The sequence below is a fragment of the Spirosoma arcticum genome, from assembly GCF_054779955.1.
In genome coordinates, this window is record NZ_BAAGXG010000026.1 from 1 (window position 1) to 14527 (window position 14527).

General features: G+C 38.7%; 15 protein-coding genes. 1 reads left to right on the forward strand and 14 read right to left on the reverse strand.

All coding sequences use genetic code 11. The features are described from left to right. The first annotated feature begins 5 nt into the window (after positions 1–5). The gene (locus ACYVHB_RS30300; protein ID WP_461055134.1) at positions 6–95 is read left to right on the forward strand and encodes a fasciclin domain-containing protein; all 90 of its coding nucleotides are present in this window, start codon (positions 6–8) and stop codon (positions 93–95) included. Between the two features lie 405 nt (positions 96–500). On the opposite strand, the gene ACYVHB_RS30305 is transcribed toward ACYVHB_RS30300, so the two are convergent. The 14 genes from ACYVHB_RS30305 to ACYVHB_RS30370 all read right to left on the reverse strand — a co-directional run bounded on the left by ACYVHB_RS30305 (position 501) and on the right by ACYVHB_RS30370 (position 14523). Next, positions 501–950: a hypothetical protein gene (locus ACYVHB_RS30305; RefSeq protein WP_461055782.1), complete on the reverse strand. Its 450-nt coding sequence runs from the start codon at positions 948–950 to the stop codon at positions 501–503. Between the two features lie 80 nt (positions 951–1030). After that, the gene (locus tag ACYVHB_RS30310) at positions 1031–1567 is read right to left on the reverse strand and encodes a TetR/AcrR family transcriptional regulator (protein ID WP_461055783.1); all 537 of its coding nucleotides are present in this window, start codon (positions 1565–1567) and stop codon (positions 1031–1033) included. A gap of 819 nt (positions 1568–2386) precedes the next feature. Beyond that, the gene (locus tag ACYVHB_RS30315) at positions 2387–3274 is read right to left on the reverse strand and encodes an IS3 family transposase (RefSeq protein ID WP_461055841.1); all 888 of its coding nucleotides are present in this window, start codon (positions 3272–3274) and stop codon (positions 2387–2389) included. 5 nt (positions 3275–3279) lie between these two features. Further along, on the reverse strand, positions 3280–3591 hold the full coding sequence (locus tag ACYVHB_RS30320) for a transposase (RefSeq protein ID WP_461055784.1): 312 nt from the start codon (positions 3589–3591) through the stop codon (positions 3280–3282). Positions 3592–3993: 402 nt separating this feature from the next. Then, a complete protein-coding gene (locus ACYVHB_RS30325) occupies positions 3994–4509 on the reverse strand; it encodes a CAP domain-containing protein (protein WP_461055785.1) in 516 nt (171 codons plus the stop codon). A 313-nt stretch (positions 4510–4822) separates the two neighbouring features. Continuing rightward, entirely contained in the window at positions 4823–5734 is a 912-nt protein-coding gene (locus ACYVHB_RS30330) for an IS3 family transposase (protein ID WP_461055786.1), read from the reverse strand. Then, positions 5728–6147 (reverse strand): hypothetical protein, encoded by a 420-nt coding sequence (locus tag ACYVHB_RS30335; protein ID WP_461055787.1) that lies wholly within the window; start codon positions 6145–6147, stop codon positions 5728–5730. The genes ACYVHB_RS30330 and ACYVHB_RS30335 overlap by 7 nt, the downstream gene beginning before the upstream one ends. A 415-nt stretch (positions 6148–6562) precedes the next feature. Beyond that, a complete protein-coding gene (locus tag ACYVHB_RS30340) occupies positions 6563–7876 on the reverse strand; it encodes a type I restriction-modification system subunit M (RefSeq protein WP_461055788.1) in 1314 nt (437 codons plus the stop codon). A 29-nt stretch (positions 7877–7905) separates the two neighbouring features. Beyond that, positions 7906–8808, reverse strand: a complete 903-nt coding sequence (locus tag ACYVHB_RS30345; protein WP_461055789.1) for a hypothetical protein — start codon at positions 8806–8808, stop codon at positions 7906–7908. A gap of 12 nt (positions 8809–8820) precedes the next feature. Further along, the gene (locus tag ACYVHB_RS30350; protein WP_461055790.1) at positions 8821–10239 is read right to left on the reverse strand and encodes an AAA family ATPase; all 1419 of its coding nucleotides are present in this window, start codon (positions 10237–10239) and stop codon (positions 8821–8823) included. Between the two features lie 142 nt (positions 10240–10381). Next, positions 10382–10531 carry an AAA family ATPase gene (locus ACYVHB_RS30355; protein ID WP_461055791.1) on the reverse strand — a complete coding sequence of 50 codons (150 nt, stop codon included), beginning with the start codon at positions 10529–10531 and terminating at the stop codon, positions 10382–10384. Continuing rightward, the gene (locus ACYVHB_RS30360; protein WP_461055792.1) at positions 10518–12239 is read right to left on the reverse strand and encodes a restriction endonuclease subunit S; all 1722 of its coding nucleotides are present in this window, start codon (positions 12237–12239) and stop codon (positions 10518–10520) included. Before ACYVHB_RS30360 ends, ACYVHB_RS30355 begins: the two co-directional genes overlap by 14 nt. A gap of 287 nt (positions 12240–12526) precedes the next feature. Next, positions 12527–13678, reverse strand: coding sequence for a DUF3800 domain-containing protein (locus tag ACYVHB_RS30365; RefSeq protein ID WP_461055793.1), 1152 nt, complete (start codon positions 13676–13678; stop codon positions 12527–12529). Between the two features lie 362 nt (positions 13679–14040). After that, positions 14041–14523 carry an RES family NAD+ phosphorylase gene (locus tag ACYVHB_RS30370; protein WP_461055794.1) on the reverse strand — a complete coding sequence of 161 codons (483 nt, stop codon included), beginning with the start codon at positions 14521–14523 and terminating at the stop codon, positions 14041–14043. Positions 14524–14527: the final 4 nt, after the last annotated feature.

Genomic DNA, 14527 nt, shown 5'->3' on the forward strand with positions numbered 1-14527 from the left:
AAGTGATGGTCAACGGTGCCGAAGTGATTATTGCCGATGTGGATACTGACAATGGTGTTGTTCACGCCATCAACGCGGTACTGATGCCCGCTTAATTGGCCGGACGCATAAAAACAAGAAGGCTAAACCTTCTTGTTTTTATGCTTTTTAGTAAATGGACAAAGAATTATTGGGTGCGTTTAAAAAAGGTTCTTTTTTGTAAACTACTGATAATCAACAATAGTGGGCGAAGGATTTCCTTAGAGTAATTCTTCGCCCATTTACTTAAAGAAGCCCTTTACCAGCCGGACGGCTTCGTTTTTGAATTCTTCATTGTACTTTCGGCGGGGAGCCGAAGGGGTTTGTGATTTACTCATGGCACAGCTAAGTTAAGCAACTTGACTGTCCGGCAAACCTGGACCATCTCACTTTGTGGAAGGTGGTTTTATAACTCAGATTATGTAAAGGGAAATAAGAGAGAGTTAATAAAAAACATAAAGGAAACGCAATCTTGTAATAGTTTAATTAATTGGTAAGCTTGTCTTAGCTGACCCAGCTTCAGTAATAGCAGCAGTATTCTTTTTACGGTCTGCCCAGCGCTGTTCCAGCACATAGGCCATACATAATCCCATACCGACTCCCCACAGGATCAGAGCACCACCAAACATGGCTATTTCATACGAATTAGCATAAAGGGTGTGGAACCACGTTAGGGCAACACCATCCAGAAAAGTAGCGGTGAAAGTCATAACGACTACCGGGCCTAGTAGTTGGTGCCATCCGAACTTACCCACTCGTTTGGCCGTAAATAGAAAGCCAATTGTAATGGGGATGGTAATGACAAACATCATTAACCGGAGTGGATTACCACTGGTGAGGGTATATGGACCAATGAACCGTACCAGCAGGGCAGCGCTAAACCAGAAGATGACTCCCAGGAATACGTATAGTTTCAATTGAGAAGCGTTCATGGATCAAGAATGGTTGATTATGAAGGCAAACTTGACGACTTCAAACTAATTATTTTAGACGGAACCGTACAATCTCTGAATTACACGTCCATATTAGCTATTCCCCGAACCATCGAGCGCAGCTCACTGACATAGTTGAGTAGCCATTCGTAGGTCAGGGTTTGGTTGGTCAGTTGCAGATAGAAATTATCGATTACCAAGTTCAACATCAGCTGTGCTATCTCCGGCCGATCAGCCAGCTCAAAAGCTTCAGCCCAAGTGGGTAATATAGCTTGGGTAATTTCACGGTTGGTTCTTTCAATGCATTTGCGAAAGGCCGGTACTGTACGGTGACTGCGCAACTGACGGTTGAACAGCAAATCTTCTTCAATTGTCATGAGCAGCCGTAGCAGGTCGGGCACTATGCGTAGGCATTGCCGTTCAAGATCGGCAATGCGTTGCACCCGTTCCATATGGTAACTCAGTAACTGTTCGGTAAAGACTTCTGTATCTGCGAAGTGGTGGTAGAACGACGATTTGCTTTTACCAACCTGCCTAGCCAGAACCTCTATTTTTAGGTCGGCAGGTCCTTTCCGAGCGAGCAAAGCATAACCTGCCAGTATCCAAGGATCTTTCATTGGGTACTGTGAATTTACTGTTGCATAATCAAACGTTATGATAAGTACTACACAATGTATAACATAAATAGGGGCTGTCTTACATTGTGTATGAGAATTCTCAATAGCCATAGCAAAGGTTTGGTAATCGACTGCTAATTTGGTTGGTCTTGCAATCGCACCGGCTACCTGACCCGATTGCAAGACCCAGTGAATTCCCCGAAACGGCGGACCGTGCTCACATCGAATCATGCCCAAGCATTGATACCGTAATCTCACCTTTGGTACCGCCAGTGGGGCTCAATCGGTAGCCTATTTTAAGATACAGTAGTGGAAAAACACTATTTGCATAGTTACTAAATTAATCAGCGTACTACATTCTATTTCTTGAATAAATACAACACCTAATTTTAGTGATTTCGTCCAGCAAAACGCTTATTTAACTGACCACATCTCGCCACCAATGTCAGTCGTATACTGACTTGACAAATGCGTCGCATAACAACTAAACGCCTGTTTAGGAGGATATTGGTCTATTTCTAATCGGTTTAGCGTAAAAGTCCGCTTCGAAGTGGAGTCAACGTTTGGGTCGTTCTCCTCTTGAGTGGCCCGTTCCACCGTTTCGACGAATTCCTCCGTCGAAACAGTATGTACATACGGATCGTCGAGGTCTTCCTCAGAATCAGGAATGATTGGTGGATTATCTAAACTCATGCTGCCAGAAGGTAAGACTATAAGACAAAGGTGAATGTCAGAAACGTTTAGGCAAATTAAAACTAACCCGGCTTATACGATAGACCTAAACAGTATTAATTGTATAACGAATGTCTTAGCCCCCTATTAGCTGGACAAATTTTCTGAAAAGGTTGTGTCGTAAACTACCTGTGCTTCCTCCCATTTTTGTTGAGGTGTCATAAAACCAATCGAACGATGAAGCCGATGATGGTTGTAATGGGAAAAATAACGCGTCAACATTTCTTTGGCTTCATAATAGCTATCAAATACGTTGCGCTCAATCACATCATGTTCAAGAATGCTGTGAAAAGCTTCAATGTACGAATTCTCCTCAGGGGTTGCAACGTGCGTGAATTCCTGCTTGATCTCTGAGCTTTTCAAAAAGTTACGTACGGAGTGGGCTATGAATTGGCTGCCGTTGTCATTGCGCAAAATGACGCCTTTCAGTTGATGACTCCGGTTTATTCGTCGAAAAAGATTGATTAAGTCAATTTGGCGAATACTGCCTTGGAACAGCCAATCCAGAATTTTGCGGCTATAAACATCAAGAACGCTCAACAGATAGTAATTCCGCCGTTCCCCTTGTACCCAGACATATTTGATATCCCAGCACAGGTATTCCAAGGGTTTGGTAGCTTCAATTCGCCTGAATTTAACGAACTCCCGCTTGCCCGTCGGCCGGATCACTTTGCCTAAAAGCAAATTATGCTCCTGCATCAATCGGTATACTTTTTTCTTGTTAATGATATACTCTTTTTTCAACTCATACGTGATATATTCGTAGCCAAGGGCGTTGAACTCAACATCCAGCAGCTGACGAATACTATTCACTACCAGTTGATTGTCGACCCACGATCCATCCAGCTTCATTGTCACCTGGCTGGGCCGTGCCCCAGGCCGACCTGATTGAGGTTGGTAGTAAGACACGCTCCGTGGCAGGTTGAGCCACTGGCATAACAGGGTACGACTTATTTGATTTTCGAACTGTTTTATGAGCGCTAGCTTCTCCTAGGTTGAATAGGCGTTTTTTTTAGCAGTTCGCTCTTAATCTCCAGTTCCAAAGCCTGTTTTGCCACAATCCGCTTTAGGCGTTCATTTTCTTCTTCAAGTGCTCGCAGTTGGGGATCCACGCGTGAGTAGGAATTCTTCAGGCCTTCTTTGCCTTTGCTTAAATAGTTTAAACGCCACTTGCGCAGTAACGAAGGGGATAGATTGTACTTGCGACAAGTCTCGGCATGGCCGTCACGGATGGCTTCCTGGACGATGGAATAGCGGTCTTCGGGAGTAAAACTCCGCCTTATTTTGCTCATGATATCTGAATGTAAAAGGACTAAACTGTTTTTACAATTTTGTCCAGCCAGTCAGGGGGTTAAGACACGAATGTAGGCGTTTACAAGAGATATGGTCAGCCATGTATAAAGGGGGCTGAAGGGCGTAGGCTACTGATTTCTGAGGACAGCTTGGCTTAGGTACATACCGCGTCGATAATTTCTCAGTTAGCTGAAAGTAATCAAATTTGAAACTTGTGTTTAGTAAAGGCGGTTTAAGATTTTTATAACAGGACTTAAACGACCGTTTAAGCCTTGTAATATCGCCGTGGAACATCTTAATAAGTAAACGTAATGAACGTTTTTGACACTTTAGGTGATAACTTGGGTGGTGAAGGGAAGTGAAAAGTCAAGCCGATTCCCTCTCTTCCAACACCCTGCGCCTTACTTTGGCGTGCCGAATAATTGACAGTAGTAGTAGCGGTTCTGTTTACTAGGGCCAGCGATGCCGATGCCGATATCCATGATGTCACTGGCTAATAGATTTTTTCGGTGTCCTTTTGACTTCATCCACTGTTCTCTAACCACAAAGTCCCCCACTAACCGGGAATTAAGGGCAATGTTTTCGCTCAATTGCCGGAATTCATACCCGACCGTTTTAGCTTTATTGGCCAGGGTAAGCCCACCGATCGTATGAGACATCTGCTCGCGAGCCGCCATCAAATCGGCATAAGCTTGAGCGGCTCGCATCAATTTAGGTTCTTTTTTGAGGGGAGCTAACCTTTTGCGGGCTCGCTGTTGGTTGGTGGCCGCAAAGATTGCTTCTCTTTCCTGCATTAAATCAGTGGTTGGGATTGCGGCTACTGAAGTACACAAAGCAGGACTCAGAATCTCATTAAAGGAGCTTAGCTGTAAACTGAGTAGCAAGCAGGCAATCAAGAAGCTTGTCATAACATTCATGGCAACATCTTTGGGTTGGTATAGTGCGGGTATGCAACGCCCACTGATTTTATAAAGTATGGAAGTTAGCTACTTCGCAAGTCGAGAGTCGTGTTGTCCACTGGTCAATGGTCCAGTTAATTAAGGGTTTTCGTAAACGATTTAGGTAAACTGCCAAAGCGAACTCAAGTATCTATTTAACAGGCTATTACGCGTTCAACAAATTGAAGCCACTAGCCATTTAATGGACGAAATTACACATGACCCGTCCTAATTTGTGTTGACCGTTTATTGGTTATCCATCTTTTTATTGACCACTAATTTATACCCTATTTTAACTATCCGCCATATCCACCGTCTGCTTTTGGGGATAATAATTCTTCCACCTTCGCTTCAACTTTTTTCCCCCGTTGTGCGCCTGATCCGGTACGAGCATGTCACAGCTCAAGTGGGGACGCTTATAGTTGTAAAGGAAAACCGCTTGCTCAAGCACTAACTCGGCCTGGGCCAATGAGTACACCCCTCGGTGAGATAGATACTCATTCTTGATGATCCCGTTTACCCGTTCAGCAATGTGATTCTCCAACGGATCACTCGTCTCAGTCATACTGATCTCAACATGATAGGCGTCCAGCAACGTGGTATAGATGGCGCTACAGTATTGAATTCCCCGATCACTATGGTGAATCAATGCCTTGGCCGTTCGTCGATTAATCTTTTTCAGCGCCATTTGAAGGGCGGTTTTGCAATGAACAGCACCCAGAGTCGGGGCTACACAATAGCCCATGATCCGTTTGGAATAGGCATCGGTCACCAACGAGATATAGAGACATCCATACTGAGTAAACCAGTAAGTGATGTCTGATACCCACAATTGATTGGGTCGTTCCACCACTAAGTCCTTGATCAGGTTAGGGTACTTACGCAACGGATGACCCGAAAAAGTAGTCCTCACCTTCCGCCTTCTCCTTCTGATTAACAGTCGATTAGCTGCTAAAAGCTCAAAGAAGCCATCCCGGCCCATCTTTATTCCCCTTTCCAAAAACTCTTCCTCCAACATACTGTAGAGCTTACGACCGCCAATCCGTGGATGATCCTGACGAACCTTCTTGACCAGTTGTAGTATGTCAGCGTCGTAGCTTACCTGGCCAGTTTGCCGTTGCCAATATTGATAGTAAGCCTGTCGAGAAAAACCAAGCGCACCCTCTAGCTGCCGAATCGAAATGTTGGGGTAATTGGTCAGCATAAACCGGATGGCTTGGTAACGGACTTTTTTTCAATGTCCACCCCCAATTCATGTTTAGCCACCCGAACCAGGGTCGAATAATAAAGGGCTTTGAAATTAGCGATTTCCAGTTCTTCTTCAAGCGAACGTAGCTTGACCCGCAGTTGATTGACTTCAGCCTCATTCTGCTGGGGAGAACTCTTGGTTGACGCTCTCTTTCGAGGGGGTGGCTGATCAGACTTATCAGAGGCAGCTTGTTTACTGGCTTTAGCTTCCTCTTCGATTTTTCTGATCCAGCGCAGGACGGTCATTCGATTGACTTTGTAGCGCTCAGCGGCCTGGTCAATGTTAAGCTGACCGAGCAGAACGGCGGCTACCATTTGGCGCATAACAGGTTTGGGCTGTTTCATGCGCAGTTTAACAAGTCTGTCCATAAATTGACTGTTTATGGTCAACATTTGTCAGGACAAGTCACAGCCAAAATTCTCTTATTCATATGCTGGAGGGATTCGAACAATTAAACGACAATAAATAGGTCACCTTATAACTATAAGTCATAAAGTAATTTGGCCGTGACTCACTATAAAGCTAAAATCCTTTGAAGATATTTAATTAGTCAAATAAACTTCCATTTTCAATTGTTTTAATACTTATCCATCTTTAAATTCAAACTCTATATGAAAAATTCAATATAATAGCTATTTAGTAAAGCTCTATGGTTCTAAAATTAAAAAATTGCCTCTTTAATAGTTCTAAAATTAAGTAAAGCACTCTCAACGTTATCTATTATGTCATTAATCATTTCTTCAGGCTCTGGTAAATTTTCTAAATCAAGAAGGTCATCACTTTTTATCCAAAAATATCTAGGTTAGCCTTATCCCTTAAAATTATGTCCTCATAAGAAAATTTTCGCCAACGGCCATTTGGGTTTTGTTCGCTCCAAACTTCCACTCTTTTACTTGTATTACTCGGATTATAACAATTAATAAAATCTATTAAACTTTCAAATTGCAATGGATTTTTTTTAGGTGTATGATGAACATTAGTCCGGTAATCATAAAGCCAGACTATCTGTGTGCTGCCTGTACCCTTTTCAAAAAATAACACATTGGCTTGTACACCTTGAGCATAAAATATTCCAGTAGGCAAACGAAGGATTGTATGCAAGTTAGCAGTTTCCATAATTTTTCTTCGGACTGTCTCTCCAGCACCTCCTTCAAATAAAACATTATCTGGCAAAACAACGGCAGCTCTACCATTTTCCTGAAGCATCGAAACAATATGTTGTAAAAAAGATAATTGTTTATTACTAGTTGTAACCCAGAAATCACTTCGTAAAAAATATCCTTCTTTTTCTGCTTGTTTTTCGTCAATAGTTGGTACATCACTGCTATTTTTACCAAAAGGGGGATTTGCAAGAACAATCTTCACTTTCTTTTCATTTGTAGCCTTAAGGCTATCTGTAACATGAATATCAGGTGTCTTTTTAAGATCTCCTATTCCATGTAAATATAAGTTCATCAAACAAAGTCTTGCTGTTGACTTTTCAATTTCCCATCCATGAAATGTATCAAATTTGATAAATTTTTTATTTTCATTGCTAATATTATGCTGATTTTCCAAATACTCTAATGCTCCAAGAAAAAAACCGCCTGTTCCACATGAAGGATCAGAAATAGTCTCTCCCGGTTTGGGTTGAATACATTCAACAATTGTTTTAATAACTGCTCTCGGAGTAAAATACTGACCAGCACCACTATTTTCAGCGTTTTTTTGTAACAACGATTCGTATATTTCACCTTTAATGTCAGTTCCTGTAGAAGTCCAGTTCTCCTCGTCAATCAGGTTAATTAATTTTTTCAATTTAGCCGAGTCATTAATTTTATTATTCGCTCCAGCAAATATTTTTTCTAGCATACCGCCAGATTCAGCTAAAATCTTTAAAATTTTTTCATATTGATCAAGCAATTTTCCACCTGACATTTTTAACAAACCTTGCCAATCACAAATTAATGGAAGGTTATATTTATTGCTATTTTCATCTGCCATTTTTAGAAACAACAGATAAGTAAGTTGTTCTAAATAATCATTATAACCTAAGCCATCATCACGAAGTGTGTCACAGAACGACCAAATCTTTTGAACTAATGAATTCGTTGCCATATTTCTTTTCTTTGTTAAGCACAATAACTTTAATATCCTAAAATAAGTTCAACAGCCGATAACCAGCTATAATTATCATCTTTTATCTTCTCACGCACATAATTTCGTACAACCATTGTGTATGGCTCGGTCTTTTTCGTGTATTTAGAAAGCTGCAAATAACATTCATCTATTTTATCATTCCTTCTATCTTCATCATTTATATTATTTTTTATATAATTATGTGCCTTACTCACGATTGTCTCACAATTGGACCAAACTTTACTCCGCCCTCTATTAAGAGGAGTATGTTGTAACCCATAATATTTTATAGACATTATCGCTTTCTTATTATACAATACACTATCATCTACATTATAAGTTGGATAGGGTTCTCCATTCTCATCAAAAGAAATTAAAGTTACATCTCTAGGTTTTATAGGGTCAATAAGTAAAGGTCTTTCAATGTCGCATTCAACGTCCTCTGGCTCAGCTACATTTTCATTATTTTCTAAGGGGAAGAAATTTCCTTTGCCATAAACCTCTCCACCTTTTTCAAACCTATCTTTTCTTAGTTTATTTATTAATGAGCCAGCAAGTCTAAAGTTCTTCCAATTATAAGACAACCACCAATAACCATCTTGCCTTATGACAATCCCATATTCGTTCTTTGATTCTGCTTTAGGTCTATAATGCTCAATCTCCCATTCACTGGAGCTTTCAGGTGCCTCAGAATACCAGCATTTATGACCTGATAGCTGAGAAAGCGCAGGGTATAGTTCACTCCAAATATTATTTTTAGCCCAGTGATTGCTTCTTGCTTTTTTACTCATAGGCCTAATTAAGTTTAAATGAAACTCAGCCTTTATTAACCAAGCAGCAAAAGATCCCGTTGTATTTCCTTCAAGCCCATCAAAGACTTCCTTAAGATCCTCTAAAGGTATTACTCTCATGTAGGTATTTTCTTAGCTTTTATTCTCTTTCTTCATTAATTCTAAAACACGTTGAGCTGCTTTTTTACTTTGCTCTAATAACAATTTTTTTTCATCTTCTGTAAAAGTGACCTTTTGAAATATCTCAAACTCTGACATCTCAGCTAAATATTGTTTAAACCACTTATCTTCAACCTCTTCATAAAAACCAAAATTTTCTAACTCTGCCTTTAACCTATGATACTCATTATAATCTTGCGTATTTAATTGCTCTCTCATCAGCCTTCCTTGCAAATATCTTTTCCTATTTAATTTTTCTTGCGTGTCTTTATCAAGAATTGTTGGAAGACCAAACATTTCACTAGTAAGAACTCCAGCAACACCCATTCCTTTAGGGCTTTTTTCAGGTTCAACTGCTCTATTTAACGCTTGTTCCCATAACTCTTTGAATTTTCCCTCTAACATTTCATCAATAGCATAGATTTCATTTTTTGTGTTTTTTCTAAATATTCGAACCTGGGATTTATCCATACTACCTATTACTAATGGATCATGAGTATTTATTAAAATTTGAGTAGTATTATCTTCTTCAGTATCATTTTCTAAATTATCTTCTTTATCTCTTGATTTCGCAAAGGTTTTTAAATAATGCAAATAATCATATTTCCATAAGGGATTCAAATGTGTGTCAGGTTCATCTAATAAAACTAATGACTCATCCTCTCGTGTAAATATTAATAATCCTATAACTGTAAGTAATTGCTGTTCACCTTCGCTAAGTTCCTTGAATGTAACATTACCATCTTTTTGTTTTTTAACTTTAACTTTAACCTCTTCCAACATATCTGAAATGTATGTACTTTCTAATGCCTTAAAAAGAAATGTGTTGTTTGGTTTTTCGTCATTTATATTAAAATATTTTTTTGCAAAACTCTTAAGTTGAGTTTTATCTTTTATGAATAAATAAAGTCTACTTCTAATTTCGGTTTTCCTGAAATCAATATTTATTTTTTTTTCGTCGTAGATTGGTGCAAATGAACTATCCCATAAAACTGATAAAAATTCTTGAACTAAACCCGTTGCACCCCAAAACCGTTTATCGCCTGTTTCATTTTCCCAAGTTGGCTTCTTTAAAACAAACAACACGGATTCTAGATCTTCTATTCCTAAAACATCTCGCAAAAATTCCAGAGATTTTTTCTCTATTCTTGGCAGGGCAAAAAAAGCTAATAGAACAAAAAAGCTGTGAATTTGTTTCACGTAAAATAAGCGTCTTAAATCGTCCAATTCCGATTTATCAAAGTCCGCCTTTATGATACGATTATAAAAATTAGCTTGATGCTCCCAAAATATTTGATCTAAGCGATTGCTAACACCTGAGTAGTAAGTAAAAACATACTTAGGCAAAAATACCTTTTTGCCTTCTTTACTAAAAAAGTATTTATAGGTCAATGATCTTTCTTCGCCTTTCAGTAAAATCTCATAAGAAGACTGAGTATAATCTATTACTATTAAGTTATTATGACACTCATACTGTATCCAGTATTTAAATTCTGGATATTTTCGAGTATTTTCGTTACTTAAATCTAAATATTTAAATAATAAGAACTATTGCCTCGATAAAATTAGATTTTCCCGTAGCATTTTCCCCAAGAAGTACAGTATTCATTTGGTTTCTATCCAAATCAATACAAAACTTTTGCAAGTTCTTGAAATCCTCTATGTAAACTTTATCTATTCTCATTGATCAATGATAAAAAACCTTTTTCAACTTCGCTGACTTTGTCTTGTACTTTTTTTAATTCATCATAAAACTTCTCAATATCATTTTTAAATTTACTTTGTTCCCAAACAAATTTCGCAGGTAGTGGAGTGTCAGATGTTTCAAGTACTTCAATGATAGTTAACTCTTTGTTCTTTTGCGTTTTCATCTTTGTCAAGATTTTACTGTTATTTCTTCGATCAATTTCATATTTTTCTTTTTCGTCTTTTATCCGTTTCAACAAATTGATAGCGGGTTCATCATCTGAATTTTGGCTAACTAATTTTCCATTAAATGCCATTTTTAATAAACTTTGCCGCAAAATCTCTAACTGCTTACTACTTTGCAAGATTGTATTTTCAAGATGTTCAATCAGTGAAAAGTTCTTTTCTACTTCTTGAACTATGTAAAGTTGTTCTTCAAGTGTGCAACATGGAATTATAAAATTCCTAATTGATGCAAGTCCAACTGTTTTTTGAGCTGTCCCTGTTGATTCATTTGTAGCTTGGTTATATATAAAAGGAGTCTGTAATAAAAAATATAACCATTTGCTGTTTATACTTTTTACTGGTCTAATTAGGCTAATGTGACGCTGAAAGCAAAAAGGCTTATCAAAATCTACTAGCACTGGTACACCGTAAGAACCAGTTACTGTATACAGAACATCCCCTTCCTTTGCTCTTTTATACTCAGGTAGACTATCAAAATAATTATCATCTACATAAAAAGTTTCGGAAAAGTTTATTTGGTTATTTCTGATATTTGATATGGTTATGAAAGGAATTCCTCTACTCGATTTTGGAGGTGCTTGATGATCACCATCAGTAATTGTCAAACATACATCATGTAACTTTGTAAGTGCCCATTTATCTGGCAACCAATTTGTCTTTTTTATCTCCTCATTTGTTATTGGCAACAATGCTTTCTGCATTTTTGGCTTTTCTGGCTTATTTTCGTTGATTTTGTTTTTAGTCCAAGCATTAGTTCTCTCTTTCCAATTTTCGAGGCTATTATTATAAATAGCCTCCTTTTGAATTTTTATTTCCTCAAGTAATCCATTTGCTTGGTTAGGTAAGTTTTGGGCTCTCCATCCCTTACTTAATTTTCCTTCAAAAGCATATTTTAATAAGATTTGCTTATAAATTTTGAGCTTATTCGCAGCCAATTCTAAATTGGTCAATCCATTATCTAATTCACTTAATATTTCTTCTAGCTTCTCAACAATTTTATTTTGTTCATTGAGAGGTGGTACATTTACAAATATTTCTTTAAAATTATTTATTCTTATTCCTTTTACAGTTGTTCCACTCGCTTTGCGAATTATAGTATCTTTTATATTCAGGAATAAGTAATAAATAAATTGAGATTTAATTCCACCAAATTTTTTTACTATTTTTAAGTCTTGGTTGATTGCGGTTGAGTTTCTACATATAGAAACTTCGCCGGGAGAAATCCTTGTAACTAATATTACTTCATCCGCATTCGCTATGTTTACATTTGTTTCTACAATTGCTTTTGGAGTTATTTTATCTATTGTTTCATTAAGGTACTTGCCTTTCACATCTTTTACTGATGCCCAGTTCAAATTTCCATTCCAAAATGTTGGGTTTCCTTTATCAGGCGTACCACCACCTATAAACATAAATAGATCATCTAAGCTTGCAATACTCCAATTTTTAGGTAAAATCATTTTAAATCTTATCCAGCAATTTGGTTTTTCCTAATTCGTAAGCTTTTAATTCTCGTATTCTATTCATAGAACGACGCTATTGCTCAGGACTACGGTTTGCATAGTACAAAGCAAATATATACTATAAACTAATAGCTTTCTGATGTTTGGAGTGATTTTTTGAATATCTCTCACTGCACACTTGAAAACTTTCAGATTCTAATGAAATGAGACAGATTAAAAGGTCTGTAAGTAGTTTATACTTACGGAATGACGTATATCGACATAGTTTTAAAGGTTATTTATCGTTAGGTATTATCCTTTAGGAGTTGCTTCAGATTAATGTATTCATCTCGATTCAGTATGTCAATTGTGCCATCAGTGGCTAATAGAATGCGGTCGCGGCATTTATTGATCCGAGCTAGTAAAGGTTGTATGATAGTATTGCTGTGATTGACAAAATCGTACAAATCCTGCTCGCAGGAAGGTATTTTATACCCTTTTGCACTACTCGCTATAATTACACCAGCATCGCGAAGGGGAGCTATTACTCGGGTTTGAAAATAATGTAGGCTTGGAATATTACCTCTACGACCCTCAATATGAGAGATCAATTCCCGGCTAGAAATGTAACGCGTTGGGTCAACGTGCCGAAAGTGGAATAACAAATATTGAATACAGGTTACTTGATCTACTTCTTGGGGAGCATGGCTAGTAAGTTTCCGATGAAGAAAGTCTTGAACTAAGTTTACACCAAGTTCTGCTAGTTCAGGATTATACTGAGTTTGGTTAGGTAAGGTTTGTACTAAGGATGGAGCAAATACATCTGGCCAGTACTTGAGTGTCAATAACTTAGGGCTGAGTAGTTGAATAAATTCGGTCTTGTTGGGTGATAATACTGTCTCATCGTAACATCGAGCTAAAGTTCCAGCAATAAAATCAGCGGCTTGTACCATTAGACTGGATTTGCTTTTGACAAAACCAAAGCTTGCCTGATTAAATAAGCTTGGAATATGTCGATTTCGCACGTATTGGATAAATCCTTCCATAAACGACTCACTCCCATATTGATCAGAAACGAGCTCTAAGCTAGAAAAGGTACGATATAACTCTCGATCGGCTAAGCCATGTAGGAATTTGTAAAAGGAGCCTTTATAATAAAAGCCTTCTCCCCTTAGTTGTCGTTTATCAACGACAAGAGCAAACACTTGGAAGGGAGAAGACAATAAACTATTGAGAATCAGCGTACGACGTTTGTCATCTTTGCTGACTTTAGCTGATTTAATTGGACCATCTTGAAAAAATTGCTTACGAACTGTCTCAATATGTGCTTCAGCTTCAGCTAAGTTTTCTTTACGTAAGGTCAGGGCAACGACAATGAAATGAGTGGAAACGCCCTGTTTGGTAAAATCAAGGCCATTATTACCCCATTCATCTAAAAAAGCGATGTGATCTTGCATTTGGAATTATATAAACGGAAGCAGGAAAGTTAAAATTAGTCATTTAAATACCCTATTTTAAGGACAAAATCTGCTTTTAATTAATATATGCCTGTTCTGGAGCAGAAAACTTAAAATAGAAATTGTAGCCAGTTAAACATTGATTATCAACACTTTAAACTGATTAACCCTGAATAGTCTGCAATTTCGCCTTTTTTCATTGATTCCGGCCTTTAGGCTTTTGGTGCATTAAATTCTCAGATTTGAGAAGCTTACTCGGAAAGAAAACAGAGCAGGCTTCCCTATGGCATTCTGGCCAATTTGACGACCAGCGCGGGGCCACCCGTGCGGGCGGATTAAGGACCCGCTCTACGGACATCAGTCTATTTCCATAATCTGGCGTCCACGGGGAAAGCTGAGGTTCGGGCTATCGTTATTCGTTCGAAAGAAGCGTGCTCCGGATGAAGTAGATAGTTAAACGAATCAGGTACCACGGCCGAAGGAACGCCAAGCGTCAGGACATCAGGCTTGGCTAGCCAACTGGCTATGGCCTGGTGGTTCGCACTAAAATCAGCTTCATCCCGCCAGTTTGTCGGCAAATCGGAAGCGTCGAGCAATCGGGGCAAATCGGGTAACAGCAGCGTGAGTAACACCAATCGAGGCAAGTCACTATAAGGTAGTGACCGTAAGTGAACGATCTGTTCCAGCAAGGCTAGTTCAGGACTAGCCGATGTGTACAGAATACCAACCCCCGCTGGATTCCAGCGTCCGCCTAATCGGCGTGCTCCTTCGGCCGAAAGGGGTGTAGTCAGAAAACGTTCTTTAATAAGCCGGTACACAGGCACCGACGGACCAGTCGAGGTCATGCCC

What these genes read in the sequence shown, in the direction of transcription:
- ACYVHB_RS30300 (WP_461055134.1), top strand. Translation starts at nt 6, where the DNA reads ATGGTCAACGGTGCCGAAGTGATTATTGCCGATGTGGATACTGACAAT.
- ACYVHB_RS30305 (WP_461055782.1), bottom strand. Translation starts at nt 950, where the DNA reads ATGAACGCTTCTCAATTGAAACTATACGTATTCCTGGGAGTCATCTTC.
- ACYVHB_RS30310 (WP_461055783.1), bottom strand. Translation starts at nt 1,567, where the DNA reads ATGAAAGATCCTTGGATACTGGCAGGTTATGCTTTGCTCGCTCGGAAA.
- ACYVHB_RS30320 (WP_461055784.1), bottom strand. Translation starts at nt 3,591, where the DNA reads ATGAGCAAAATAAGGCGGAGTTTTACTCCCGAAGACCGCTATTCCATC.
- ACYVHB_RS30325 (WP_461055785.1), bottom strand. Translation starts at nt 4,509, where the DNA reads ATGAATGTTATGACAAGCTTCTTGATTGCCTGCTTGCTACTCAGTTTA.
- ACYVHB_RS30330 (WP_461055786.1), bottom strand. Translation starts at nt 5,734, where the DNA reads ATGCTGACCAATTACCCCAACATTTCGATTCGGCAGCTAGAGGGTGCG.
- ACYVHB_RS30335 (WP_461055787.1), bottom strand. Translation starts at nt 6,147, where the DNA reads ATGGACAGACTTGTTAAACTGCGCATGAAACAGCCCAAACCTGTTATG.
- ACYVHB_RS30340 (WP_461055788.1), bottom strand. Translation starts at nt 7,876, where the DNA reads ATGGCAACGAATTCATTAGTTCAAAAGATTTGGTCGTTCTGTGACACA.
- ACYVHB_RS30345 (WP_461055789.1), bottom strand. Translation starts at nt 8,808, where the DNA reads ATGAGAGTAATACCTTTAGAGGATCTTAAGGAAGTCTTTGATGGGCTT.
- ACYVHB_RS30355 (WP_461055791.1), bottom strand. Translation starts at nt 10,531, where the DNA reads ATGAGAATAGATAAAGTTTACATAGAGGATTTCAAGAACTTGCAAAAG.
- ACYVHB_RS30360 (WP_461055792.1), bottom strand. Translation starts at nt 12,239, where the DNA reads ATGATTTTACCTAAAAATTGGAGTATTGCAAGCTTAGATGATCTATTT.
- ACYVHB_RS30365 (WP_461055793.1), bottom strand. Translation starts at nt 13,678, where the DNA reads ATGCAAGATCACATCGCTTTTTTAGATGAATGGGGTAATAATGGCCTT.
- ACYVHB_RS30370 (WP_461055794.1), bottom strand. Translation starts at nt 14,523, where the DNA reads ATGACCTCGACTGGTCCGTCGGTGCCTGTGTACCGGCTTATTAAAGAA.